The organism is Pseudomonas sp. LBUM1678 (assembly GCF_059695575.1).
Map to the genome: position 1 here is coordinate 5,623,459 of NZ_CP166775.1, position 24,582 is coordinate 5,648,040.

Annotated in this window: 23 protein-coding genes and 1 other RNA gene; 4 read left to right on the forward strand and 20 right to left on the reverse strand. The window is 60.4% G+C overall.

Annotated elements, in window-relative coordinates:
- Positions 1-176 precede the first annotated feature (176 nt).
- From lpxC to rsmI, 18 genes are all read right to left on the reverse strand, one after another.
- Positions 177-1,088: a UDP-3-O-acyl-N-acetylglucosamine deacetylase gene (gene lpxC / locus ACA070_RS25515; RefSeq protein WP_017340679.1), complete on the reverse strand. Its 912-nt coding sequence runs from the start codon at positions 1,086-1,088 to the stop codon at positions 177-179.
- Positions 1,089-1,200: 112 nt separating this feature from the next.
- Positions 1,201-2,394 carry a cell division protein FtsZ gene (ftsZ, locus tag ACA070_RS25520; RefSeq protein WP_497448827.1) on the reverse strand — a complete coding sequence of 398 codons (1,194 nt, stop codon included), beginning with the start codon at positions 2,392-2,394 and terminating at the stop codon, positions 1,201-1,203.
- A gap of 71 nt (positions 2,395-2,465) precedes the next feature.
- A complete protein-coding gene (gene ftsA / locus ACA070_RS25525; protein ID WP_046048247.1) occupies positions 2,466-3,725 on the reverse strand; it encodes a cell division protein FtsA in 1,260 nt (419 codons plus the stop codon).
- A 15-nt stretch (positions 3,726-3,740) separates the two neighbouring features.
- The gene (locus tag ACA070_RS25530; protein WP_497448828.1) at positions 3,741-4,610 is read right to left on the reverse strand and encodes a cell division protein FtsQ/DivIB; all 870 of its coding nucleotides are present in this window, start codon (positions 4,608-4,610) and stop codon (positions 3,741-3,743) included.
- A 4-nt stretch (positions 4,611-4,614) separates the two neighbouring features.
- Complete coding sequence (locus ACA070_RS25535; protein ID WP_497448829.1) at positions 4,615-5,571, reverse strand: D-alanine--D-alanine ligase; 957 nt, start codon at positions 5,569-5,571, stop codon at positions 4,615-4,617.
- Positions 5,568-7,028, reverse strand: coding sequence for a UDP-N-acetylmuramate--L-alanine ligase (gene murC, locus ACA070_RS25540; RefSeq protein ID WP_497448830.1), 1,461 nt, complete (start codon positions 7,026-7,028; stop codon positions 5,568-5,570). Before murC ends, ACA070_RS25535 begins: the two co-directional genes overlap by 4 nt.
- Entirely contained in the window at positions 7,021-8,091 is a 1,071-nt protein-coding gene (gene murG / locus ACA070_RS25545) for an undecaprenyldiphospho-muramoylpentapeptide beta-N-acetylglucosaminyltransferase (protein ID WP_497448831.1), read from the reverse strand. Before murG ends, murC begins: the two co-directional genes overlap by 8 nt.
- Positions 8,081-9,298, reverse strand: coding sequence for a putative lipid II flippase FtsW (gene ftsW, locus ACA070_RS25550; RefSeq protein ID WP_497448832.1), 1,218 nt, complete (start codon positions 9,296-9,298; stop codon positions 8,081-8,083). The genes murG and ftsW overlap by 11 nt, the downstream gene beginning before the upstream one ends.
- Complete coding sequence (murD, locus tag ACA070_RS25555) at positions 9,295-10,641, reverse strand: UDP-N-acetylmuramoyl-L-alanine--D-glutamate ligase (RefSeq protein WP_497448833.1); 1,347 nt, start codon at positions 10,639-10,641, stop codon at positions 9,295-9,297. Before murD ends, ftsW begins: the two co-directional genes overlap by 4 nt.
- Before the next feature lie 5 nt (positions 10,642-10,646).
- Positions 10,647-11,729, reverse strand: coding sequence for a phospho-N-acetylmuramoyl-pentapeptide-transferase (gene mraY / locus ACA070_RS25560; protein ID WP_497448834.1), 1,083 nt, complete (start codon positions 11,727-11,729; stop codon positions 10,647-10,649).
- Complete coding sequence (locus ACA070_RS25565; protein ID WP_497448835.1) at positions 11,729-13,096, reverse strand: UDP-N-acetylmuramoyl-tripeptide--D-alanyl-D-alanine ligase; 1,368 nt, start codon at positions 13,094-13,096, stop codon at positions 11,729-11,731. The genes mraY and ACA070_RS25565 overlap by 1 nt, the downstream gene beginning before the upstream one ends.
- Positions 13,089-14,552 carry a UDP-N-acetylmuramoyl-L-alanyl-D-glutamate--2,6-diaminopimelate ligase gene (locus ACA070_RS25570; protein ID WP_497448836.1) on the reverse strand — a complete coding sequence of 488 codons (1,464 nt, stop codon included), beginning with the start codon at positions 14,550-14,552 and terminating at the stop codon, positions 13,089-13,091. Before ACA070_RS25570 ends, ACA070_RS25565 begins: the two co-directional genes overlap by 8 nt.
- A complete protein-coding gene (locus tag ACA070_RS25575) occupies positions 14,552-16,291 on the reverse strand; it encodes a peptidoglycan D,D-transpeptidase FtsI family protein (protein ID WP_497452022.1) in 1,740 nt (579 codons plus the stop codon). Before ACA070_RS25575 ends, ACA070_RS25570 begins: the two co-directional genes overlap by 1 nt.
- Complete coding sequence (ftsL, locus tag ACA070_RS25580; protein ID WP_497448837.1) at positions 16,291-16,584, reverse strand: cell division protein FtsL; 294 nt, start codon at positions 16,582-16,584, stop codon at positions 16,291-16,293. The genes ACA070_RS25575 and ftsL overlap by 1 nt, the downstream gene beginning before the upstream one ends.
- On the reverse strand, positions 16,581-17,528 hold the full coding sequence (gene rsmH / locus ACA070_RS25585; RefSeq protein ID WP_497448838.1) for a 16S rRNA (cytosine(1402)-N(4))-methyltransferase RsmH: 948 nt from the start codon (positions 17,526-17,528) through the stop codon (positions 16,581-16,583). The genes ftsL and rsmH overlap by 4 nt, the downstream gene beginning before the upstream one ends.
- On the reverse strand, positions 17,525-17,980 hold the full coding sequence (gene mraZ, locus ACA070_RS25590; protein WP_008147486.1) for a division/cell wall cluster transcriptional repressor MraZ: 456 nt from the start codon (positions 17,978-17,980) through the stop codon (positions 17,525-17,527). Before mraZ ends, rsmH begins: the two co-directional genes overlap by 4 nt.
- A 355-nt stretch (positions 17,981-18,335) precedes the next feature.
- An RNA gene (gene rnpB / locus ACA070_RS25595) (RNase P RNA component class A) lies at positions 18,336-18,689 on the reverse strand.
- Between the two features lie 76 nt (positions 18,690-18,765).
- Positions 18,766-19,671: a 16S rRNA (cytidine(1402)-2'-O)-methyltransferase gene (rsmI, locus tag ACA070_RS25600; RefSeq protein WP_497448839.1), complete on the reverse strand. Its 906-nt coding sequence runs from the start codon at positions 19,669-19,671 to the stop codon at positions 18,766-18,768.
- Positions 19,672-19,846: 175 nt separating this feature from the next.
- On the opposite strand from rsmI, the gene ACA070_RS25605 reads away from it, so the two are divergent.
- From ACA070_RS25605 to ACA070_RS25620, 4 genes are all read left to right on the forward strand, one after another.
- Complete coding sequence (locus ACA070_RS25605; protein ID WP_497448840.1) at positions 19,847-21,658, forward strand: penicillin-binding protein activator; 1,812 nt, start codon at positions 19,847-19,849, stop codon at positions 21,656-21,658.
- Positions 21,658-22,020, forward strand: a complete 363-nt coding sequence (locus tag ACA070_RS25610; RefSeq protein ID WP_007904371.1) for a YraN family protein — start codon at positions 21,658-21,660, stop codon at positions 22,018-22,020. Before ACA070_RS25605 ends, ACA070_RS25610 begins: the two co-directional genes overlap by 1 nt.
- A gap of 104 nt (positions 22,021-22,124) precedes the next feature.
- Entirely contained in the window at positions 22,125-22,718 is a 594-nt protein-coding gene (locus tag ACA070_RS25615) for a phosphoheptose isomerase (protein ID WP_008025961.1), read from the forward strand.
- Positions 22,715-23,293: a BON domain-containing protein gene (locus ACA070_RS25620; protein ID WP_131059442.1), complete on the forward strand. Its 579-nt coding sequence runs from the start codon at positions 22,715-22,717 to the stop codon at positions 23,291-23,293. The genes ACA070_RS25615 and ACA070_RS25620 overlap by 4 nt, the downstream gene beginning before the upstream one ends.
- A 104-nt stretch (positions 23,294-23,397) precedes the next feature.
- On the opposite strand, the gene ACA070_RS25625 is transcribed toward ACA070_RS25620, so the two are convergent.
- Together ACA070_RS25625 and ACA070_RS25630 are read right to left on the reverse strand one after the other, a co-directional pair.
- Positions 23,398-23,811, reverse strand: a complete 414-nt coding sequence (locus tag ACA070_RS25625) for a ClpXP protease specificity-enhancing factor (protein WP_008155980.1) — start codon at positions 23,809-23,811, stop codon at positions 23,398-23,400.
- A 16-nt stretch (positions 23,812-23,827) separates the two neighbouring features.
- Positions 23,828-24,445, reverse strand: a complete 618-nt coding sequence (locus ACA070_RS25630; RefSeq protein WP_027922678.1) for a glutathione S-transferase N-terminal domain-containing protein — start codon at positions 24,443-24,445, stop codon at positions 23,828-23,830.
- Positions 24,446-24,582 lie beyond the last annotated feature (137 nt).

The following is a 24,582-nucleotide window of genomic DNA, read 5'->3' on the forward strand; positions in this document are numbered from 1 at the left end:
GCGGTGTCACTACTGGCCTCTTCGCGGGCAAGCCTCGCTCCTACAGGGGCACTCGGTCTACTGTAGGAGCGAGGCTTGCCCGCGAAGGCGTCATCACATACAGCACACCTCTTTCCCGCAGACATAAAAAAAGGCCACCCGAAGGCAGCCTTTAAAAACTAGAGAGGTTTTTTTACTTACACGGCCGCAACGGGACGCATGTAAGAGATCGGTGCAGTGCTGGCGTCTTCGAAAGTCACGACTTCCCAAGCATCTGTCTGCTCAATCAACTTGCGCAGCAGCTGGTTGTTCAATGCATGTCCGGACTTGAAGCCCTTGAACTCACCAATCAGGCTATTGCCCAGCAGGTAGAGGTCACCAATTGCATCGAGGATCTTGTGCTTCACGAATTCGTCTTCATAGCGAAGGCCGTCTTCGTTCAGTACACCATCCGCGTCGACCACAATAGCGTTTTCAACGCTGCCGCCGAGTGCGAGGTTGTGCTTGCGCAGGTACTCGATGTCACTCATGAAACCAAAGGTACGGGCGCGGCTGACTTCTTTTACGAACGAAGTGCTGGAAAAATCCACGCTTGCACTTTGTGTGCGGTTACGGAAAACCGGGTGATCGAAATCGATCTCGAAACTCACCTTGAAGCCTTCGAAAGGGACGAAAGTGGCGCGCTTGTCGCCGTCTTCCACTGTCACTTCCCGCAGGATCCGGATGAACTTCTTCGGCGCGTCCTGTTCTTCCAGGCCAGCCGACTGAATCAGAAATACGAAGGGTCCAGCGCTACCATCCATGATCGGGACTTCAGACGCGGAGAGCTCGACGTAGGCGTTATCGATGCCCAGGCCAGCCATGGCCGAGAGCAAGTGCTCCACCGTATCCACTTTGGTGTCACCACTGACCAATGTGGTCGACATCGTGGTTTCACCAACGTTTTCCGCGCGGGCAGGGATTTGCACCACAGGGTCGAGGTCGGCACGACAAAACACAATGCCGGTGTCGATAGGTGCGGGCTTGAGGGTCAGGTATACCTTCTCCCCGGAGTGCAGGCCTACACCTGTGGCACGGATAATATTTTTCAGTGTGCGTTGTTTAATCATGGCTTGGGCCGCTTCAGCGCAAATTGCGAACTGGTATCAACAAAGGCTGGCGATAATAGCAGACCAGACCTTTGCTGAACACCAATCACCTTCATAGCCCTGATACATTCCATCAATCAGCCTGACGACGCAGGAAAGCCGGGATGTCCAGGTAATCCAGATCATCTTGCGGATTCATCTTCGCGGCAGTCGCAGCACCGGCCTGAGCCTGGTTGCGCATGACGGTCGGACGGTCCAGGTCACGGTAGTTCACCGCCGGTTGTTCCTGACGAGCGGGCGCCGATTGTTGCGGCTGGGAGCCCATGGAAGTGTGAACGGTGTTGTCGATGACCTTCACAGGCTTCTCGATTTTCGCGCCCAGACCGGTGGCAACCACAGTCACGTGCAGCTCGTCGCGCATGTCCGGATCGATTACGGTACCGACCTTGACCATCGCGTGCTCGGAAGCGAAGGCTTCGATGATGCTACCCACGTCGGAGTACTCACCCAGGGACAGGTCAGGACCGGCGGTGATGTTCACCAGGATGCCGCGTGCACCTTGCAGGTTCACGTCTTCGAGCAACGGGTTGCGAATGGCCGCTTCGGTGGCCTCACGTGCACGGTTCGGACCGCTGGCGCAGCCAGTGCCCATCATCGCCATGCCCATTTCGCTCATCACGGTCCGTACGTCGGCAAAGTCGACGTTGATCATGCCTGGACGCTTGATGATGTCGGAGATACCGCGAACGGCACCGGCCAGTACATCGTCGGCCTTGGCGAAAGCCGACAGCAGGCTGGCGTCTTTACCGAGGATGGTCAGCAGCTTCTCGTTGGGAATGGTGATCAACGAGTCAACGCTTTCAGACAGCAGACGGATACCTTCGTCGGCGATCTGCATGCGCTTGCGGCCTTCGAACGGGAACGGACGAGTCACCACCGCAACGGTGAGGATCCCCATTTCCTTGGCCACTTCGGCAATGATTGGCGCAGCACCGGTACCGGTACCACCGCCCATGCCAGTGGTGATGAACACCATATTGGTGCCCTGCAGGACTTCGGCAATGCGCTCACGGTCTTCGAGAGCGGCCTGACGACCTACTTCAGGGTTGGCGCCGGCGCCCAAACCTTTGGTCACGCCGGTGCCCAGTTGCAGGATGGTCCGCGCGCCGATGGATTTCAGCGCCTGGGCATCAGTGTTGGCGCAGATGAATTCAACGCCTTCAATGTTGCTCTTGACCATGTGGTTGACAGCGTTGCCGCCGCCTCCGCCAACACCGATAACTTTAATTACCGGGCTTGCGGGGATGTTGTCTACGAGTTCGAACATTTTCCCTCTCCTTTACGTTCTCTAGTTTTTTCGCCTACTGCCTGTATCTACAACGGTGCTGCGGTAAATCTTTAGAAGTTGCCTTGTACCCAGCTCTTGATGCGATCGAGCAAGGCGGCTTTCGGTTCTTCATTGCTGTAGCTGTCGCGGCTGCTGATGCCCGAGAAAGAAATCCCGTCGGACTGCTTCTGCAGGCCGTACATCAACAAGCCAACGCCGGTGGAATAAATCGGGTTGCGCACCACGTCGTCCAGGCCCTTGACGCCATGGGGCACGCCCAGGCGAACCGGCATGTGGAAGATCTCTTCGGCCAATTCGACCGCGCCTTCCATTTTCGAAGTACCACCGGTCAGCACGATGCCGGCCGGGATCAGGTCTTCGTAGCCGCTGCGACGCAGTTCGGCCTGGATCAGCGTGAACAGCTCGTCGTAACGCGGCTCGACCACTTCAGCCAGGGCCTGGCGGGACAGCTCGCGCGGTGGACGGTCGCCAACGCTTGGCACCTTGATGGTTTCACCGGCACCGGCCAGCTTGGCCAGGGCGCAGGCGTAGCGAATCTTGATTTCTTCGGCGTACTGGGTCGGGGTGCGCAACGCCATGGCGATGTCGTTGGTCACCTGATCGCCCGCAATCGGGATCACCGCGGTGTGACGGATCGCGCCTTCGGTGAAGATTGCGATGTCGGTGGTGCCGCCGCCGATGTCCACCAGGCATACGCCCAGCTCTTTCTCGTCGTCGGTCAGGACCGAATACGCGGACGCCAGTTGCTCGAGAATGATGTCGTCGATTTCCAGACCGCAGCGACGCACACATTTTTCAATGTTCTGCGCAGCGTTGACGGCACAGGTCACCACGTGAACCTTGGCTTCCAGGCGTACGCCCGACATGCCCAGCGGCTCACGAACGCCTTCCTGGTTATCGATCACGTAATCCTGCGGCAAGGTGTGCAGCACGCGCTGGTCAGCCGGGATCGCCACGGCCTGGGCGGCGTCGAGAACGCGCTCAAGGTCGGCGGCGCTGACTTCGCGATCACGAATCGCCACGATGCCGTGGGAGTTCAGGCTGCGGATGTGATTGCCGGCCACGCCGACGAACGCCGAGTGGATCCGGCAACCGGCCATCAGCTGCGCTTCTTCGATCGCGCGCTGGATCGATTGCACGGTGGACTCGATGTTCACCACCACGCCTTTCTTCAGGCCACGGGACGGATGAGTGCCGATCCCGACGATTTCCAGCGTGCCGTCGTCCGAAACCTCGCCGACCAGCGCCACCACCTTGGAGGTGCCGATATCGAGACCGACGATCATTTTGCCGCTTTGCACGTTTGCCATGGGTCCTGCCTCTTCTTAATTCTTCGCGACAGCGGGTTGGGCTGTCGTGGGCGCTACAGGTTCCCGCCAGCCAACAGCGAGGCCGTTGGCGTAGCGCAGATCGATGCGCGCAATGTTCGTAATCTGTTCTTTAAGCGTCTTGTCATAGATGGCAATGAAGCGGCGCATCTTTTCCACCAGCTTGCCGCGTCCCAGCAGCAGTTCGATCCCCGGGCCAGCGCTGCCGGCGCCGGTGGTCAGGAACCAGCTGCCTCGTTCACGCAACTCCAGGCGTGCAATCGAGAAGCCCAACGGCCTGAGCATCTGGCTCAGCACCTGGTATTGCTGCATCACTTGCTGTTGAGCCCGTTGTGGGCCGAACAGCTGTGGCAAGTGTTCGTAGTTCGCCAGCTCACGCGGGGTAAACGCCTGACCCTGGTTGTTCAACAGCGCTTCATCACCCCAACGGGCCACCGGCAGTTGTTCTTCCAGACGGATCACCACTTGATCCGGCCACACCCTGCGCACTTCGGCGTGGGCAATCCATGGCATCGTTTCAAGTTCGGTACGCATGCTCTCCAGGTCGATGGTGAAGAAGCTCGACGCCACGTACGGGGCGATCCGCTGCTGCACCGCTTGCTGGCTGATGTAACTCAAGTCGCCCTGCACGTTGATCTTGGTGATCGGCCGGTCGGCGTACGGCAGCAAACGCTGTGCGCCTTCGTAGGTACCGAACCCCAGTGCAACCAACAGCACCGGCCAGAACAGACTTTTCAGAAAGCCAAAATTGGCTTTCGGCAGGCGCGCAGACATCGGCTCTTTAGCCACCATTCGGCTGGCACCCCGCGGCACCGGCTTGCGGCCGGGTACTGGAGGGGGCTGATGTCTCAGCTGTGCGCCTTGCATGGTCTTAACCTCGTGGCTCAATGCTTGCGGCCAGAATCGCCAGAACCAGTTGCTGGAAATCCAGACCGGCAGCACGGGCCGCCATCGGCACCAGGCTGTGATCGGTCATGCCCGGTGCGGTGTTGACTTCGAGGAACCAGAACTGCCCGTCGGCGTCCTGCATCACGTCTGCCCTGCCCCAACCGGCGATACCCAGCGCCTCACAGGCTTTCGCCGTGAGGTCCATCAGTTCTTTTTCTTTGTTGCTGTCCAGGCCACACGGGATCCGGTACTGGGTATCGGAAGCCACGTACTTGGCGTCGTAGTCGTAGAAGCTGTGCGTGGTGCCCAGGGCAATCGGTGGCAACACCTGGTCACGCAGGGTGGCGATGGTGAACTCCGGACCTTGAATCCATTGCTCGACCAACACTTGCGAATCGTAGGTACTGGCCGCTTTCCAGGCGTCGATCAACTCCGACGCGGAACTCACTTTGGCCATACCGATACTTGAACCTTCATGGGCCGGTTTGACGATCAAAGGGAAGCCCAGTTCCGTCGCGGCGGAAATACAATCGGCCTCGGAACTCAGTACCGCGTGGCGTGGCGTCGGAATACCAAGGCTGTGCCAGACCTGTTTGGTCCGCAGCTTGTCCATGGCCAGTGCCGAAGCCAGAATGCCGCTGCCGGTGTACGGAATGCCCAGGCATTCGAGCAGGCCCTGCATGCTGCCGTCTTCACCGCCACGACCGTGGAGGATGACGAAGGCGCGGTCGATCTTTTCGTTCAGCAAACGCTGCAGAAGGTCATCGCCCACATCGAGGCCAAACGCATCCACACCAGCGCTCAGCAGCGCGTCGAGGACAGCGTTACCCGACTTCAGGGACACTTCACGCTCGGCACTCTTGCCGCCGAACAGCACGGCGACACGGCCGAAGTCTTTTGGCGCGATCGTGGAGACGAGGTTGGCGTAAGCAGCAGTCATTTCAACTTCCCCACAGTCGGCGCGGCAACAGCACCCGCGAATAGCGGACTGGCCAACAGTTTCGGGGCAAGACCACCGATATCACCGGCGCCCTGGCACAGCAGGATGTCGCCGGCACGCAGCAGCGGTTTGACCAGCGGCGCGAGATCGACGCCACGCTCGATGTAGATCGGGTCGAGCTGACCGCGCTGGCGAATGCTGTTGCACAGCTTGCGGCTGTCGGCGCCCGGAATCGGCTCTTCACCGGCCGGGTAGACTTCCATCAGCAGCAGCACGTTGGCGTCGGCCAGGACATTGACGAAATCGTCGTACAGGTCGCGGGTGCGGCTGTAACGGTGCGGCTGGTAAACCATCACCAGACGGCGCTCCGGCCAGCCACCGCGTACGGCCTGGATCACGGCCGCGACTTCGGTCGGGTGGTGACCGTAGTCGTCGACCAGCATTACGTTGCCGCCGTCTACCGGCAGTTCGCCGTAGACCTGGAAGCGTCGGCCGACACCCTGGAACCCAGACAGGCCCTGGACGATGGCTTCATCGCTGACGCCTTCGTCGGAGGCAATGCAGATGGTGGCCAGCGCGTTCAATACGTTGTGGTTGCCCGGCATGTTCACCGAGACATCCAGCGGCTCGCGCTCAGGACGCAGCACGGTGAAGAAAGTCTGCATGCCTTGCTGGCGCACATTGATGGCGCGCACGTCGCAGTCATCGCCGAAGCCATAAGTGACTGTCGGGCGTTTCACCAGCGGCAGAATTTCACGCACCACCGGGTCGTCCAGGCACACTACCGCCAGACCGTAGAACGGCAGGTTATGGAGGAACTCGACGAAGGTTTTCTTCAGTTTGTTGAAGTCACCGTCGTAGGTCGCCATGTGGTCGGCGTCGATGTTGGTGACCACGGCCACCAGCGGCTGCAAGTGCAGGAAACTCGCATCGCTCTCGTCGGCTTCGGCAATCAGGTAGCGGCTGGTGCCGAGCTGGGCATTGGTGCCCGCGGCATTCAGTCGGCCACCGATGACGAACGTCGGGTCCAGGCCACCGGCCGCGAACACCGAAGCGATCAGGCTGGTGGTGGTGGTTTTGCCGTGCGTACCGGCAACGGCGATGCCGTGGCGATAACGCATCAGCTCGGCCAGCATTTCTGCGCGAGGCACCACCGGAATGCGGCGTTCCAGCGCGGTGGCGACTTCCGGGTTGGACGTGTTCACGGCGCTCGACACCACCAGCACATCGGCGGCAGCGGCGTTCTCGGCACGGTGGCCGATAAAGATCTGCGCGCCAAAGGATTCGAGACGCTCGGTCACCGGCGATGCTTTAAGGTCGGAACCGGATACTTGATAGCCCAGGTTCAACAACACTTCGGCGATGCCGCACATGCCCACGCCGCCGATACCGACGAAGTGGATGCGACGGATACGGCGCATTTCCGGTTGCGGCATGGCTTTCTGTTTCTCAACCATGGGCCACCTCCAGACAGGTATCGACCACGTTACGGGTTGCATCGGGTTTGGCCAGGCGGCGTGCCGCGGTGGCCATGTCGTTGAGTCGTTGTGGTTGCATCAGGACCTCTGTCAGGCGTGCGGCAAGATCCGCTGCGCCAGTCGTTCTTTGCGGCATCAGGAAGGCAGCGCCTTCACGGGCCAAATAATCGGCGTTGCGGGTCTGGTGATCGTCGATCGCGTGGGGCAAAGGCACCAGCATCGAGGGCAGACCGGCGGCAGCCAGTTCACTGATGGTCAATGCGCCTGCGCGGCACACCACCAGGTCGGCCCAGCCATAGGCTTGGGCCATGTCTTTGATGAAAGGCTGCACTTGCGCCTCGACGCCAGCCGCGCGATAGCGCTCTGCAGTCACTTCATCGTGGTTTTTGCCGGCCTGATGGAACACTTCCGGGCGCAGGTCGGGGGCGACTTGCGACAGGGCTTCAGGCAGCAACTTGTTCAACGGCTCTGCGCCCAGGCTTCCGCCCAGGATCAGCAAACGCGCCTTGCGACCCGCCAGGGCGGGGCGCTGTGTTTCGAGGAACAGCTCGGTGCGCACCGGGTTACCGGTGGTCCGACGGCTGTCCGACAGGGTAAAGGTGTCGGGGAACGCTTCACAGACGCGGGCGGCCAACGGCACCAGCAACCGATTGGCGGTACCGGCCACGGCGTTCTGCTCATGAACGATCACCGGCACGCCGGCCAGTTTGGCTGCAACGCCGCCAGGGCCGGTCACATAACCACCGAAGCCGACCACACACACCGGCCGCAGCTGGCGAATGATCGTCCGCGCCTGCCAGACGGATTTGAGCAACATGAACGGAGCCTTGAGCAGGGACAACTTGCCCTTGCCGCGCAATCCGCTGGCATTGATCCGGTGCAGCTCGATTCCGGCCATCGGCACCAGGTCGTTCTCGATTCCGCGCGGTGTTCCGAGCCAGTGCACGGTGTAACCGCGGGCCTGGAATTCGCGAGCACAGGCCAGCGCCGGGAACACGTGGCCACCGGTGCCGCCCGCCATGATCAAGACGTTAGCGCCCATGGTTCGGCTCCTCGGCGAAGTCGCTCTCATGGAACTCCATCTCTTCGCTGCCCAGGTGGGTTCGACTCTCCCACTCGATGCGCAGCAACAAGCCGAGACAGGCACCGCAGATCACCAACGAACTGCCGCCATAACTGAGGAACGGCAGGGTCAGGCCTTTGGTCGGCAGCAGGCCGACGTTCACCCCGATGTTGATCAGGAACTGGCCGATCCACAGGAACGACAAGCCGTACGCGATGTACGCCGCGAAGAACTGCTTGGCCTTCTCGGCCCAATAACCGATGTACATGCCGCGCACACACACGAAGACGAACAGCGCGACCGTGCACAAGGAACCCACAGCACCCAGCTCTTCGGCCAGGACCGAGAACACGAAGTCGGTGTGGGCTTCCGGCAGGTAGAACTGTTTCTGTACGCTGTTGCCCAGGCCAACGCCCAGCCATTCGCCGCGACCAAACGCGATCAATGCCTGGGACAACTGATAGCCAGCACCGAACTGGTCGGCCCACGGATCGGCAAAGTTGGTCAGACGCGCCATTCGATACGGCTGCACTTGAATCAACAGCACCACCGCCCCGACCGCCAGGACCACCATCAAGGAAAAACGGAACAGCCCGACACCGCCGAGGAACAGCATCGCCGCCGCCGCGCCCATCATGACAACGGTGGCGCCGAAGTCCGGCTCCATCAGCAACAGACCGGCCATTGGCAGCAGAACGATGAATGGCTTGAAGAAGCCCATCCAGCTTTCCCGCACTTCTTTCTGGCGACGCACCAGATAACCGGCGAGGTAGATCACCACGAACACCTTGGCGATCTCGGAAGGCTGAACGTTGAAGAAACTGAAGCCGATCCATCGCATCGAACCGTTCACTTCACGGCCGATCCCCGGGATGATCACCATCACCAGCAAACCGAACGCGCCAATCAGCATCAGCCAGCCCAGACGTTGCCAGGTAGCGATCGGGATCATCATGGTGACGATGCAGGCGCCCAGGCCCAGCACGATGTAGATCAGGTGGCGAATCATGTAGTACAGGGCACTGCCCGACTGCACGGCCCCCACTTCGGTCGAGGCCGATGCAATCATGACCAGCCCGAGGCCGATCAAGGCCAGGCAACCGGCGAGCATCGGGAAGTCGAGATCGATCCCGCGCCCGGTGATGATCGGCGACGGATAAGGCTTGATGATATTGAGCAGGCTCATGCCAGTTCCTCCACGGCGCGGACGAACTGATGACCACGGTCTTCGTAATTCTTGAACATGTCGAAACTGGCGCAGGCCGGCGACAGCAGCACGACGTCGCCCGGTTGCGCAGCGGCGCGGCACTGCTCGACGGCTTCGATGAGCGAAGCGGCGCGGATCAGCGGCACGGCATCGCCAATGGCTTCGCCGATCTTGTCGGAGTCGCGGCCCATCAGGATCACGGCGCGGCAGTTGGCCGCCACCGGATCACGCAGATCATTGAACTCGGCGCCCTTGCCATCGCCACCGGCGATCAGCACGACCTTGCCGTCGATGTCCGCGCCCAGCCCTTCGATGGCCGCCAGTGCGGCGCCGACGTTGGTGGCTTTGGAATCGTTGTAGTAACCCACGCCATCCAGGTCACGGACCCATTGGCAGCGATGCTCGAGGCCAGCGAAGGTGCGCAGGCTCGAGAGCATCGCGTCGAACGGAAGGCCGACGGCGTGGCCCAGGGCCAATGCCGCCAGGGCGTTGGACTGGTTATGGGCGCCACGAACTTTTAACTCGCGCACCGGCATCAGGTTCTGGAATTCGAAGGCGAGGAATTTCTCGCCGTCTTCTTCGCGGATCCCGAAGGCCTTGAAATCGGGTTTGCTCAAACCGAAGGTCCAGCATGGCTGGCCCTCGCCCATCAGCGGACGGCTCAGGGCGTCCTGACGGTTGACCACAAACTGCTTCGCACCACGGAAGATCCGGTGCTTGGCCAAGTGATAGGCCGGCAGACCGCTGTAACGGTCCATGTGGTCTTCACTGACGTTGAGTACGGTCGCCACTTCGGCGTTGAGTTGATCGGTGGTTTCGAGCTGGAAGCTCGACAGTTCCATCACGTACAACTCGACGTCATCGCTGAGCAAATCCAGCGCCGGCGTACCGAGGTTGCCACCGACCGCGACACGCTTGCCAGCCGCCGCAGCCATCTCGCCGACCAGAGTGGTGACGGTGCTTTTCGCGTTGGAACCGCTGATGGCGACAATCGGCGCCTTCGCGTTACGCGCGAACAGCTCGATGTCGCCGGACAATTTCACGCCACGAGCGGCGGCAGCCTGCAGGGCCGGGGTCGCCAGCGCCAGGCCGGGGCTCACGTAGAGCTCGTCGGCACGGCACAGGAATTCGACGTCCAGCTCGCCACAACGCACTTCCACGTGCGGATAGTCACGCTTGAGCGTGGCCAGTTCCGGTGGATTGTCCCGCGTATCGGCCACGGCAAACGACGTGCCCCGGTTCGCCAGGAAGCGAACCAGGGACATGCCGCTCTTGCCGAGGCCGACAACGATGCGGAAGTGGTCAGAAGCGATCAGAGACACTCGTTCTACCTCAGCTTCAGGGTGGCAAGGCCGACCAATACGAGAATCACGGTGATGATCCAGAAACGGACGATCACGCGCGGCTCGGGCCAGCCCTTGAGTTCAAAGTGGTGGTGAATCGGTGCCATGCGAAACACACGGCGACCGGTCAGTTTGAAAGAAGCAACCTGGATAACGACGGACAGGGTCTCCATCACGAACACGCCGCCCATGATGAACAGGACGATTTCCTGACGGACGATCACCGCGATGGTGCCAAGAGCCGCGCCCAGCGCCAGTGCGCCGACGTCGCCCATGAAGACTTGTGCCGGATAGGTGTTGAACCAGAGAAAGCCAAGGCCCGCGCCGATCAAGGCACCGCAGAACACGATCAACTCACCGGCGCCCGGTACGTAAGGGATCAGCAGGTATTCAGCGAATTTCACGTTACCGGACAGGTAGCAGAAGATCCCCAGCCCGCCGCCGACCATGACCGTCGGCATGATCGCCAGTCCGTCGAGGCCATCGGTCAGGTTGACCGCGTTGCTCGAGCCGACAATCACGAAATAGGTCAGGACCACGAAGCCTATGCCCATTGGAATGCTGTAGTCCTTGAGCATCGGCAGGATCAGGGTGGTTTCCACCGGGGTGGCGGCGGTCATATAAAGGAAGATCGCCGCGCCGAGGCCAAACACCGACTGCCAGAAATACTTCCAGCGGCTCGGAAGGCCTTTGGAGTTTTTCTCGATCACTTTGCGATAGTCGTCGACCCAGCCGATAGCGCCGAACAGCAACGTCACCAGCAACACGGTCCAGACATAACGGTTACTCAGGTCAGCCCAAAGCAAGGTGCTGACACCGATGGACGACAGAATCAGTGCGCCGCCCATGGTCGGGGTGCCCGACTTGGACAGGTGCGATTGTGGACCGTCGTTGCGAACGGATTGACCTATCTGACGGTTCTGCAAAGTGCGGATCATCCACGGGCCAAAGCATAGCGACAAAACCAGCGCGGTCAGCACACCGAGGATCCCGCGCAGGGTCAGGTACTGAAAGACCGCGAAGCCTTTGTAGAACTGTTGCAGATACTCCGCTAGCAGCAGCAGCATTAATGTTTCTCCAGGCTGGACCCGCACAAAGCGGCGACGATGTTTTCCATCGCAGCGCTGCGCGAGCCCTTGATCAAAATGGTGGTGTTTGTGTCTTGCTCGGCGCCCAGGGCCTTGATCAGCTCAGCCTGAGTGCTGAAGTGAAAGGCCTGGGGACCGAAAGCGTTCACGGCGTGAGCCATCAGTGGCCCGACGGCGTAAAGCGCGCAAACCTTGCCGCGGGCGTACTCGCCCACATCGCGGTGGCCCTGCTCCGCCCAATCGCCCAGTTCGCCGATATCTCCGAGCACCAGAACGGTGCGGCCGGAAAAGCCGGCGAGTATATCAACGGCGGCGCACATCGAGGTGGGGTTCGCGTTGTACGTGTCATCGATCACGCGCATGCCATTGCTGGCCAGTTGCGCGACGGTACGACCCTTGACCGGCTGCACCGCGCCGAGACCGGTAGCGATGCCGAACAACGACACGCCCAAGGCATGGGCAGCAGCAGCGGCGGCCATGGCATTGGCCACGTTATGGGTGCCGAGCAGGTTCAGTTGAACCCGTTCCACACCTTCAGGACTGTGCAGGTTGAAGGCCGGGCAACCGCGCGCATCGCGATCCAGATCGCTGGCGTAGAAGTCGGCGCTGACATTGTTCAAGGCGAAGGTCAGGACTTTGCGACCGGCAGCGCGGGTCTTCCAGATGTCGAACGCCTTGTCGTCAAGATTCAGAACGGCGACGCCATCGGCATCCAGCCCTTCAATGATCTCGCCCTTGGCTTCAACGATTTTTTCCGGCCCGCCGAACTCGCCGACGTGGGCGGTCCCTGCGTTGTTGAGCACGGCCACATGCGGCTTGGTCATGCCGACGGTGTAGGCAATTTCGCCCAGACGCGAAGCACCGAGTTCGATCACGGCGGCGGTGTGTTCCGGCGCGAGTTCGAGCAGGGTCAGCGGCACGCCGAGGTCGTTGTTCAGGTTGCCACGGGTCGCCAGTACCGGACCGCGGGTGCGCAGGATGCTCGCGAGCATTTCCTTGACCGTGGTTTTACCGCTGGAACCGGTGATCGCCGCAACAGGGTTAGTAAATGCTGCACGGTTCATCGCGCCCAGCTGGCCCAACGCCTCGCGGGTATCTTTGACCAGCAATTGCGGCAGCGCGCTGTCGGCGACTTCACGCTCGACCAACGCACCGACGGCGCCTTTACTGGCCACGTCGTTCAAATAATCATGACCATCGAAGCGCGGGCCGGTCAGGGCAATAAACAGTTGACCCGCTTTGATCGCGCGGCTGTCGATGCTGACGCCATCGAACGTGGCATCGGCCGCGATCAATTGTGCATTCAGTGCGACGGTCAGCTCGCTCAGTTTCAAGGCTTTAAGCATGAGCCACCTCCCACGCGGTCAAGGCGTGATCGGCCTCGACCAGATCGGAGAAGTCGTGACGCTCGCCGTTGATTTCCTGATAGTCCTCGTGACCTTTGCCGGCCAGGACAATCACGTCATCCGCCGAAGCACTGGCGATCAGTTGGGCAATCGCCTGACCACGGCCAGCGACGAAAGTAACTTTATCCACAGCGGTGAAGCCGGCGCGGATGTCATCGAAAATAACTGCCGGGTCTTCGGTACGCGGATTGTCATCGGTCACCAGCACGCCGTCGGCCAGACGCTCGACCACTTCAGCCATCAGCGGACGCTTGCCGCGATCACGATCGCCGCCGCAGCCGAACAGGCACAACAAACGGCCTTTGGCGTGTGGACGCAGGGCCATCAATACTTTTTCCAGCGCATCCGGGGTGTGGGCGTAATCGACCACCACCAATGGCTGGGTGCCGCCGCCAAGACGCTGCATGCGACCGGCCGGGCCTTCGAGTCTCGGCAGGACCTTGAGGATTTCGTCCAGCGCGTAGTCCAGGCCAAGCAAGGCGCCGACAGCGGCCAGCACGTTGCTCAGGTTGAAACGACCGAGCAAGGTGCTGCGCAAATGGTGCTCGCCCTGGGGCGTGACCAACGTCGCGCGCACGCCTTCGTCGGTGAACTGCGCTTCACGGCAATAGAGGTAGGCGCTCGAGTCTTCAAGGCTGTAGGTGATCAGGCGCGACTCACGCTTGTCCGCAGCCAGTTGGCGGCCGAACTCGTCGTCGAGATTGATCACCCGGCACTTCAAATCGTTCCAGGCAAACAGCTTGGCCTTGGCTTCGCCGTAGGCTTGCATGGTGCCGTGGTAATCCAGGTGATCGCGCGACAGGTTGGTCATCACCGCCACATCAAACGCCAGCGCCGTTACGCGGCCTTGATCCAGACCGTGGGATGACACCTCCATGGCCACGGCTTTGGCACCGGCCTTTTTCAGGTCGGCCAACGTCGCTTGCACGGCGATCGGGTTCGGCGTGGTGTGCAGGCCGCTTTCCAGCGCGCCGTAGAAACCGGTGCCCAGGGTCCCGACGATGCCGCAATGTTGGCCGAGCAAGTCCAGGGCCTGCGCAACCAACTGCGTGACGCTGGTTTTGCCATTGGTGCCGGTGACGCCGACCAGGTTCAGGTGCCGGCTCGGGTCGCCATAAAAGCGACCGGCGATGTCCGACAGCTGCGCCGCCAGGCCTTTGACCGGAATCAGCGGCGCATCAGTGATCGGCAATACGGTAGCGCCTTCAACCTCATAAGCCACGGCGGCAGCGCCGCGTTGCAAGGCATCGGCGATGTGCGCGCGACCGTCGTACTTGCCGCCAGGGACGGCGAGGAACAGATCGCCAGCCCGCACGTTGCGGCTGTCCAGGGTCAGTTCGCGGATCAACAGATCGCGGCCGGCGTGGGCAAAAATCTTGTTCAGGCTCAGAGACATTAGCCGCGCCCTCCATTGGCTTTCAGCGGAACGACCGGTGTGGCGTTAGCGGTTTGAGTCGGCGGCAGGTTGTCCGGCGTGATGTTCATCAGGCGCAGCGTCCCGGACATCACTTTGCTGAACACCGGTGCCGATACCAGACCACCGAAGTAACCGGCCTTGGTCGGTTCATCGATCACCACCACGATGGCGTAGCGCGGATCGCTCATCGGGCCGAAGCCGGCGAACAGCGAGCGGTAGGAGTTCTCGGCGTAGCCTTTGGTGCCGACCGACGTTTTACGCGCGGTACCCGATTTGCCGCCAACGTGATACGCCGGCACTTGCGCACGGAATACACCGCGCGGGGCTTCGATCACTTGTTGCAGCATGGTTTGCATGGTTTTCGCGACAGCTTCCGGCAATACCTGTGTGGTTTGCGGCGCCTTGTCGGTTTTGATCAGGGTCAGCGGCGCGAGGCGACCGTTGTTGGCCAGGGCCGAGAAGGCGTGGACCAACTGGATCGCGGTGACGGAAATACCGTAGCCGTAGGACAGCGTGGCGGTTTCAGCCTTGCGCCATTCGCGGTAGTTCGGCAGGTTGCCAACGCGCTCGCCCGGGAAGCCAAGACCGGTGTCCTGGCCGAGGCCGACTTTCTGCGCCAGACGGAAAATCGTTTCGCCGCCGATATCGAACGCGACCTTACTCATGCCGACGTTACTGGAATTGATCAGAATGCCAGTCAGGTCGAGTACCGGACCTTCGCTCTTGGAGACGTCCTTGATGGTGTATTTACCAATCTGCAAGGTGCCCGGATAAACCTCAACGGTATCAGTCGGCTTCCAACGCCCGGTTTCGATCGCGGCGCTCATGGAAATGGCTTTCATGGTCGAACCCGGCTCGAACACGTCGATCATTGCGCGGTTGCGCATCATCGCCGGTTGCAGGTTGCGACGGTTGTTCGGGTTGTAGGTCGGCTGGTTGACCATGGCGAGGATCTCACCGGTCTTCACGTCCATGATCACCAGGCTGCCGGCCTTGGCGCCGTTCTCGATGATCGCGTTCCGCAGCTCGCGGTTGGCCAGGTATTGCAGACGCAGGTCAATGGACAACGCCAAGGGCTTGCCGGCCTTGGCGTTTTTGGTGACCTGGACATCCTTGATAAGTCGGCCACGCCGATCCTTGATGACCTGTCGCTTGCCGGCGACCCCGGCCAGCCATTCGTCGTAGGCCAGTTCGACCCCTTCACGACCGTGGTCATCGATGTCGGTAAAGCCGACCATGTGCGCGGTGACTTCACCGGCCGGGTAGAAACGCCGGAATTCTTCGATGCCGTAAACACCCGGCACTTTCAGGTCGAGCACAGACTGGCCCTGCTCGGGGGTGAGCCCGCGCACCAGGTAGATGAACTCTTTGTTGGCCTGAGCTTCGAGACGTTCGGCCAGGGCTTTAGGATCCTGGCCCAGAGCGGCGGCCAGTGCTGGCCATTTCTCTTTGGCCAGCTGCATTTCCTTGGCGTTCGCCCACAACGTGGTGACCGGGGTACTCACGGCCAAAGGCTCGCCGTTACGGTCGGTAATCAGACCACGGTGAGCCGGAATCGGAATGTGGCGAACGCTGCGCGCATCGCCTTGACCTTTAAGGAAGGCACGGTCGACGACTTGCAGGTCGATGATACGCCAGCAAATAGCTACAACCATGACGCCGAGCAAACCCAGCACCAGGCGGAAACGCCATGGGAACAGTGCGCCTTCGAGTTTCATCATGGCGCCACCATCTGCACTTCAGCGGCGCCGGGAATGCGCATCTTCAGTTGCTCGGTGGCCAGGACTTCGATACGGCTGTGCGCGGTCCAGGTGCTCTGCTCGAGAATCAACCGGCCCCATTCCGCCTGCGCCTTGTCGCGCACGCTCAACTCGGCGTACAGCGAGTTCAGCAACTGACGGTTCCAGTGAGCGCTGTATGACACACCAATAGCCGAAACGAGCACGGCGACAAACAGCAGCAGCATGAAAAAGCTGCCGCCGGGCAGTGGCTTGGCGAAAAGCTTGCTCACCGCAGCTTCTCCGCGACGCGCATGACGGCGCTGCGGGAACGTGGGTTGGCTTTGAGTTCGGCCTCGGAGGCGGACTGCGCTTTGCCATGGATTTTAATGATCGGCTCGAAAGCGACGTGACGGACCGGCAGGTTGCGCGGCAGGTTGTCGGCTTCGCCTTTCACCAGTTTGCGCATGAACAGTTTGACGATGCGGTCTTCCAGCGAGTGGAAGCTGATGACGACCAGGCGGCCGCCCACTTCCAGGCAGTCCAGCGCGGCTTCGAGGCCGGCTTCCAGATCGCCCAGTTCGTTGTTGACGTGAATGCGCAGGCCCTGGAACGCACGGGTGGCAGGGTTCTTGCCCTTTTCCCACGCCGGGTTGGCGACTTTCAGGACTTCAGCCAGATCGGCGGTGCGCTCGAACGGCTTGATGTCGCGGCGCTCGGCCACGGCACGCGCCATGCGACCGGAGAAACGTTCTTCGCCGTACTCCTTGAACACCCGGGCAATTTCTTCCGCCGGTGCGGTGTTGACGAATTCGGCAGCGCTGATCCCGCGGGACGGGTCCATGCGCATGTCCAGCGGGCCATCATTGAGGAAACTGAAGCCGCGCTCAGGGTCGTCGAGTTGCGGCGAAGACACGCCAAGGTCGAGCAAAACGCCGCTGACCTTGCCGTGCAGACCGCGGTCGGCCACTTCCGAGCCGAGCTCGGCAAAGCTGCGTTGCACAACGACAAAGCGGCCGTCTTCGGCCGCTAGCGTTTGCCCGGTGGCAATCGCTTGAGGATCTTTGTCGAATCCGAGGACCCGACCATCGGGACCGAGCTGGCTCAAGATCAACCGACTGTGCCCGCCGCGCCCGAACGTGCCGTCCAGATAGCAGCCATCAGGACGTACGGCGAGAGCCTCCACGGCTTCGTCAAGCAGTACGGTGATGTGGTTAAAGCCGCTATCAATAGTCACAGGATCAAATCACGCAGTTCATCAGGCATGGCGCCCGGTTGTTGAATAGCAGCCAGGTCAGCGGCAGAAACCGCATCCCAGGCATCCTCGTCCCACAATTGGAACTTGTTCAGTTGGCCTACCAACATCGCGCGCTTATCCAACTTGGCATATTCACGAAGACGCGGTGGAACCAGAAAACGACCACTGCCATCGAGCTCGAGGTCGACGGCATTACCAATCAGTAAACGTTGCAGGCGGCGGTTCTCTTCGCGAAGCGAAGGCAGTGCGCGCAGTTTGGTTTCGATAATTTCCCACTCATCGAGGGGGTAAACACACAAACACGGATCAACGGCATCAATTGTGACGATCAACTGACCGGAACTACGCGAAACGAGCTCGTCACGGTACCGGCTCGGCATGGCGAGACGGCCCTTTGCATCGAGACTGATAGCGTTAGCTCCGCGAAACACGTCAGCGTTTCTCCAAATATTAGCGTTTTACGCTCAAAAAACCCACTTCATGCCACTTTCCGCCACTTGCGCACACTATAGGAATGCGGCCACCGCACCGTCAAGGCGCGGATTAAAGGAAAAGCCTTACAGAACTGAGATTTAGAAGGGTAAACGGAGGGGTAACGACAATCTGGCAGATGTATTTGTCCAATAACTTGAATCAGCACAGAGGGCTGCGTTCGAAAGTTAAAGTAATTTGTTAAGAGTAAGATTTTTTCGGTATTACGAAAGTGTTCTGGCAACGATTCTGGAAGGAGGGAAAATGCTACTACCAGCGCCCTGCTCAATGATTAAAGCAGGGAGGAAAAAAAAGGTGGAGAGTCGATCTGTAAGCCGGGTTCTGTCTTGAACAGTCATTCGTCTACGATGGCCATCACTGGACATCTTTAGCAACCTACCCGGTCCCAGCGCGGGCCACGCCTTGGGACCCTATTTGGTCTTGCTCCAAGTGGGGTTTACCTAGCCACGAACTGTTGCCAGACGTGCGGTGCGCTCTTACCGCACCTTTTCACCCTTACCGGCGCCGAAGCGCTTAGGCGGTTATTTTCTGTGGCACTTTCCGTAGGCTCACGCCTCCCAGGCATTACCTGGCACTTCGCCCTATGGAGCCCGGACTTTCCTCCCCCCCCTAATTTTCATAGAGGGCAGCGACTGTCCAATCGACTCTCCGCCGCGAAGATTAACGGCAGAGCGGCCGAAGAACAAGCGCTAAACGCCCTAAGCCACTACGGTGCGTCGGTTTTTTACTCGCCCTTCTGTTTATCCAGCGCCACCTGATAGAGCACATTCTTGCGCTCACCGGTAATTTGCGCCGCCAATGCCGCCGCACGCTTGAGTGGCATCTCTTCGAGCAACAAATTGAGGATGCGCATGGCTTCGCTGCTGACCGCGTCCTCGGTCTCGGGTGCCGACCAGCCTGCCACCAGCACCACGCACTCGCCGCGCTGCTGATTGCTGTCCGACTCGACGAACTCACGCAACTCGGCCAGCGGCAAACCTTTGAGGGTTTCGAAAGTTTTGGTGATTTCACGGGCCAGCAATGCCGGACGCTCGGGGCCGAACACCAGCTCCATGTCTTGCAGGCACTCAAGGATGCGATGTGGCGCTTCATAGAAAATCAGCGTTCGCGGCTCTTCCTTGACCAGCTCCAGGCGAGCGCGTCGGCCTACGGCCTTGGCCGGCAGGAAGCCTTCGAATATGAAGCGGTCCGACGGCAACCCCGCTGCGGACAATGCCGCGATCAATGCGCAAGCCCCCGGAACCGGCACTACATTAATCCCGGCGGCACGGGCCTGACGGACCAGGTGATAACCCGGATCGGAAATCAGCGGCGTGCCGGCATCGGAGATCAGCGCCACGTCGTCACCCGCCAACAAACGCGTGATAAAGCGACTGCCTTCATCTCGCTCGTTATGTTCATGGCAGGCTGCCAGCGGCGTGGGAATGCCGAAATGCTGCATCAAGCGCTGGGAGTGACGAGTGTCTTCGGCGGCGATCAACGCGACATCGCGCAGGATCTTCAGCGCACGCGCACTGATGTCGTCCAGGTTGCCGATGGGCGTCGCCACCACAAAAAGCGAGCCAGCAGCGGAATTCAAAGCACCTGGAGCAGTCAAAGCGCACACCTCATGATCGGTAAAAGGCGACATTGTAGCGCGTAGCGGTGCTTGCGATCGCCCCGCCCTCCTCGGGTTTTTCAGGCGTCTGTGCAGCGCTGCAACATTTGCACGAGCTAAATTGATCGATTCATGCCAGTAACATCGCGCCCCGGCCAGCGCTTGGGTACAATTCCACGCTAATTTGATCGAGTATCAGGAACATTACATGATCGCTTGCCTGCGGCTGTTCACTGCCCTCTGCCTCGCTGCCTTGTTGGCGGCTTGCGCCAGCTCGCCCTCTTCCAGCCTTGGCGAACTTCCACGGACCCCGGACGCCAGTATCGAGCAGCTGCTCGAACAGGCCGCTCAAAGCAAGGATCCGGAAAAAGCCGCGCTGTTGCGCCTGAGTGCGGCAGACCTGGCCTACCGTCAGGGTAACGCCGGCCAGTCCGCGCAAATCCTGCAACAGGTTCCGGTGGAACAACTCAAGCCCGGCCAACAAGTCTTCGCCAGCACCCTGGCGGCTGAACTGGCCATGGTGCGCAACCAGCCCAAGGCGGCACTGACTGCCTTGAGCCATCCAAGCCTGCAACGCCTGAGCGAGTTGCCGGTCGAGCAACAGGTTCGCACCGGCACTGTCCATGCTCGCGCCCTTGAAGCCGACGGGCAGACGCTGGCCGCCGCACGGGAGCGCATTTTCATCGCGCCAATGCTTGAAGGTGAAGCGGCGAGCAAAAACCACGAAGCGATCTGGACCTTGATCGCCTCCCTGCCAACCGACCAGTTGCAGCCAACCACCACCGACGACCTCGGCGGCTGGATGGCTCTGGCGCTGGCCGTGAAAACCGCCGGCACCCTGGAACAGCAGCAGGCCGCCATCGACGCCTGGCGCGCCCAGAACCCTAAACACCCGGCTGCCATTGAGCTGCCGCTGCCACTGACCAAGCTCAAGGAACTGGCCAGCCAGCCACTGGGCAAGATCGCCCTGCTGCTGCCGCAAGACGGCCCGCTGGCCTCGGTCGGCAAAGCACTTCGTGAAGGCTTCATGGCCGCTCACTACCAGGCTCAACAAGCCGGGCAGAAGCCGCCAGCCATCGAGTTCTACGACAGCTCGAAACTGACCTCGATGGACGAGTTCTACCGCAAGGCCCAGGCCGATGGCGTGCAACTGGTGATCGGTCCGCTGGAAAAACCGTTGGTCAAACAGCTGAGTGCTCGCCCGCAACTGCCGATCACTACCCTGGCGCTGAACTACAGCGAAGGCGAACAAGGTCCGGCTCAGTTGTTCCAGTTTGGTCTGGCCGCAGAAGACGAAGCGCGTGAAGTGTCTCGTCGTGCTCGCGCCGACGGCCTGCATCGCGCTGCCATCATGGTGCCGAAAGGCGAATGGGGCGATCGCGTGATGCGAGCGTTCAGCCAGGACTGGCAAGCCAACGGCGGCACCATCGTCGCGACCGAACGCGTTGACCAACCGGTTCAACTGGCCCAGCAGATTGCCGACATGTTCCAGCTGCGCCAGAGCGAAGGTCGCGCCAAGAGCCTGCAAAGCACCGTTGGCTCGCAGGTAGCGGCCCAGCCCTCGCGTCGCCAGGACATCGAGTTCATCTTCCTGGCCGCGACTCCGCAACAGGCCCAGCAGATCAAACCGACCCTGAACTTCCAGTACGCGGGCGATGTGCCGGTTTACGCCACGTCCCACGTCTTCAGTGCCAGTGGCGACGTGAATCAGTACAACGACATGAACGGCATCCGCTTCTGCGAGACCCCATGGTTGCTGGACGCCAATGATCCGCTGCGCAAGCAGGTCACCGCGCAATGGCCACAAGCCGCCGGCAGCCTGGGCCGCCTGTACGCAATGGGCGTGGATGCGTATCGCCTGGCGCCGCGCCTGGGGCAACTCAAGGCGCTGCCGGACAGCCGCATTGAAGGCCAGTCAGGCAGCCTGGGCATGACTCAGAACCAGCGCGTGGTGCGCCAGTTGCCGTGGGCACAGTTCACCAACGGTCAGGTTCAACGCCTGCCGGATACCCCGCGCTGATGCCTGACAGGTCACGCCAGCAAAGCGGTAAGGATGCCGAGCGCCATGCGCTCGAGCATCTTCAACAACAAGGTCTGCGCCTGCTGGCGCAGAACTGGTTGTGTAAACGCGGCGAGCTTGATCTGGTCATGCTTGATGGCGATACAGTAGTATTCGTTGAAGTCCGCTACAGAAAAAACACCCAATGGGGTGGAGCGCTCGACAGCATCGATGGGCGCAAACGGCAGAAACTGATTTTCGCCGCGCAGTATTTTCTTCAGCGCGAGTCGCGTTGGGCCAATTCCCCCTGCCGCTTCGACGTGGTTGCCATCGACAGCAACCTCGATCAGTTGAACTGGTTGCAGAATGCCTTTGACAGCTGATCGCGTGCGCCCCGAAGCGGACACCTTTACCCAACACTTTTGCTCTTTGCTTTGCGGGCTGCACATTCATGTGCCGAGTAGCCGCGCTAATTAAGGTCACACAGATGGACATGCAATCCCGAATTCGCCAGCTTTTTCAGGCCAGTATCGACACCAAGCAAATGGCGATGGACGTACTTGCACCGCACATCGAGCAAGCCAGCCAGGTGATGGTCAACGCCTTGCTCAACGAGGGCAAAATGCTTTCTTGCGGCAACGGCGGCTCCGCCGGTGACGCCCAGCACTTTTCGTCCGAGCTGCTTAACCGCTTCGAGCGCGAACGCCCGAGCCTGCCAGCCATTGCGCTGACGACTGACAGCTCGACGATCACCTCGATCGCCAACGATTACAGCTACAACGAAATCTTTTCCAAACAGATCCGCGCCCTTGGCCAGCCGGGCGACGTATTGCTGGCGATTTCCACCAGCGGCAACTCGGCGAACATAATTCAAGCGATCCAGGCCGCACATGATCGCGAAATGATTGTCGTAGCATTGACTGGTCGCGATGGCGGCGGCATGGCGTCGTTGCTATTGCCTGAGGACGTCGAGATTCGCGTACCGGCCAACGTCACCGCACGTATTCAGGAAGTCCACCTGCTGGCGATCCATTGCCTTTGCGATTTGATCGACAGCCAACTGTTCGGGAGTGAAGAATGACCCCTAATCGCCTAGGCCTTCTGGCCTTGACCCTGTGCCTCGGCATCAGCGGCTGCACCTCGGTGGTGAACGCCAGCCGTGAAGCGCCGATTGAAGATGACCGTGGTACGCGCACCTTCGGCAGCAAGATTGACGACTCCCTGATCGACACCAAGGTCGGCGTGAACGTCGCCAAGGCCGATCCTGCCCTGGACAATGACTCACACATCGTCGTAACCAGCTTCAACGGTGTCGTGCTGCTCGCCGGGCAAACGCCGACCGCAGACCTCAAGGCCAAGGCCGAACAAGCTGCTTCCGCCGTCCAGCGCGTAAAGAAGGTTCATAACGAGCTGCAGGTTTTGCCACCCTCCGGCTTCCTTGCTCGCCAGAACGACACCTGGCTGACCTCCAAGATCAAGACCCAGATGCTCACCGACCCGAACATCCCGGGCTCGCGCATCAAGGTCGTCACCGAGAATGGCATCGTCTATTTGCTGGGCCTGCTGACCAAGCAGGAAGCGGCGCAGGCCACCAACCTGGTGCAGAGCGTTTCTGGTGTGCAGAAGATTGTGAAGTTGTTTGAGTACATTGACTGATCCTGCATGAGCACCGCTTGCGATGGTGTCCTTGAGACCGCCATCGCGAGCAGGCTCACTCCTACAGTAATAAAAAAGGCGATCCTTTCGGATCGCCTTTTTTATTACTTCACCACTTTCAAACTGGGTCGACCGCTGGGACGCGGCGGTTCGCTGTCGGGCGGCGGAATATCATCATCCGGCTCGATCTCTTCCTCGTCTTCCATAGGCGATTCCAGATCGAACACCATGCCCTGACCATTCTCCCGGGCGTAAATACCCAGGATCGATGCAATAGGCACGTACAGGGTGTGCGGCACGCCACCGAAGCGCCCTTCGAAGCTGACCGCCTCGTTGTCCATGTGCAGATGACGCACGGCAGCCGGTGATACGTTCAGGACAATCTGTCCGTCACTGGCAAAACCCTGAGGCACCTGCACCGACGGATACTCGGAATTGACCAGCATGTGCGGGGTGCAATCGTTATCCACAATCCACTCGTAGAGCGCGCGGACCAGATAAGGTCGACTGGAGTTCATAGCGGCTCCTTAAGCCTTAGCGCATATCGCGTTCGACACCAGACAGACTCGCCTGGAAAGCCTCACGCGCAAACGAGCGCTCCATGTAATCAAGCAGCGGCTTGGCAGGCCGCGGCAGTTCAATACCCAAAATCGGCAAACGCCAGAGTATTGGCAATAGGCAGCAATCCACCAGACTTTGTTCCTCACTGAGGAAAAACGGCTTGTCGGCGAACAGCGGCGACACGCCAGTCAGGCTTTCGCGCAGCTCTTTACGAGCCACGACGCGGGCGGCTTCCTTGGTCTTCGAATCCAGAATCAGATCCACCAGACCACACCAGTCACGCTGAATACGATGAATCAGCAGACGGCTGTTGGCACGCGCCACAGGATAAACCGGCAGTAAGGGCGGGTGCGGGTAACGCTCATCCAGATATTCCATCACCACGGTCGACTCCCACAACGCCAGGTCACGATCGACCAGGGTGGGCAGGCTACCGTAAGGGTTCACTTCAATCAGTTTAGGCGGCTGGCGACCAGCTTCCACGTAAATGATCTCTGCGCTGACACCCTTCTCTGCAAGTACGATGCGCACTCGGTGGGAATAGTGGTCGGCGGGGTCGGAGTAACAGGCCAACCGATTGGTCACGCCCATGGCGGTCCTCCTCGCTTGTTGAAATTATCGGAAGCGGAAAAACGCACGCGCCCAGAGGACGCCTCCCGTAACGTCTGGATCACCAGACTCGTTACACCTTCAGAGACGCCCCTGGGCGCGTGCGATTAACAGCAATT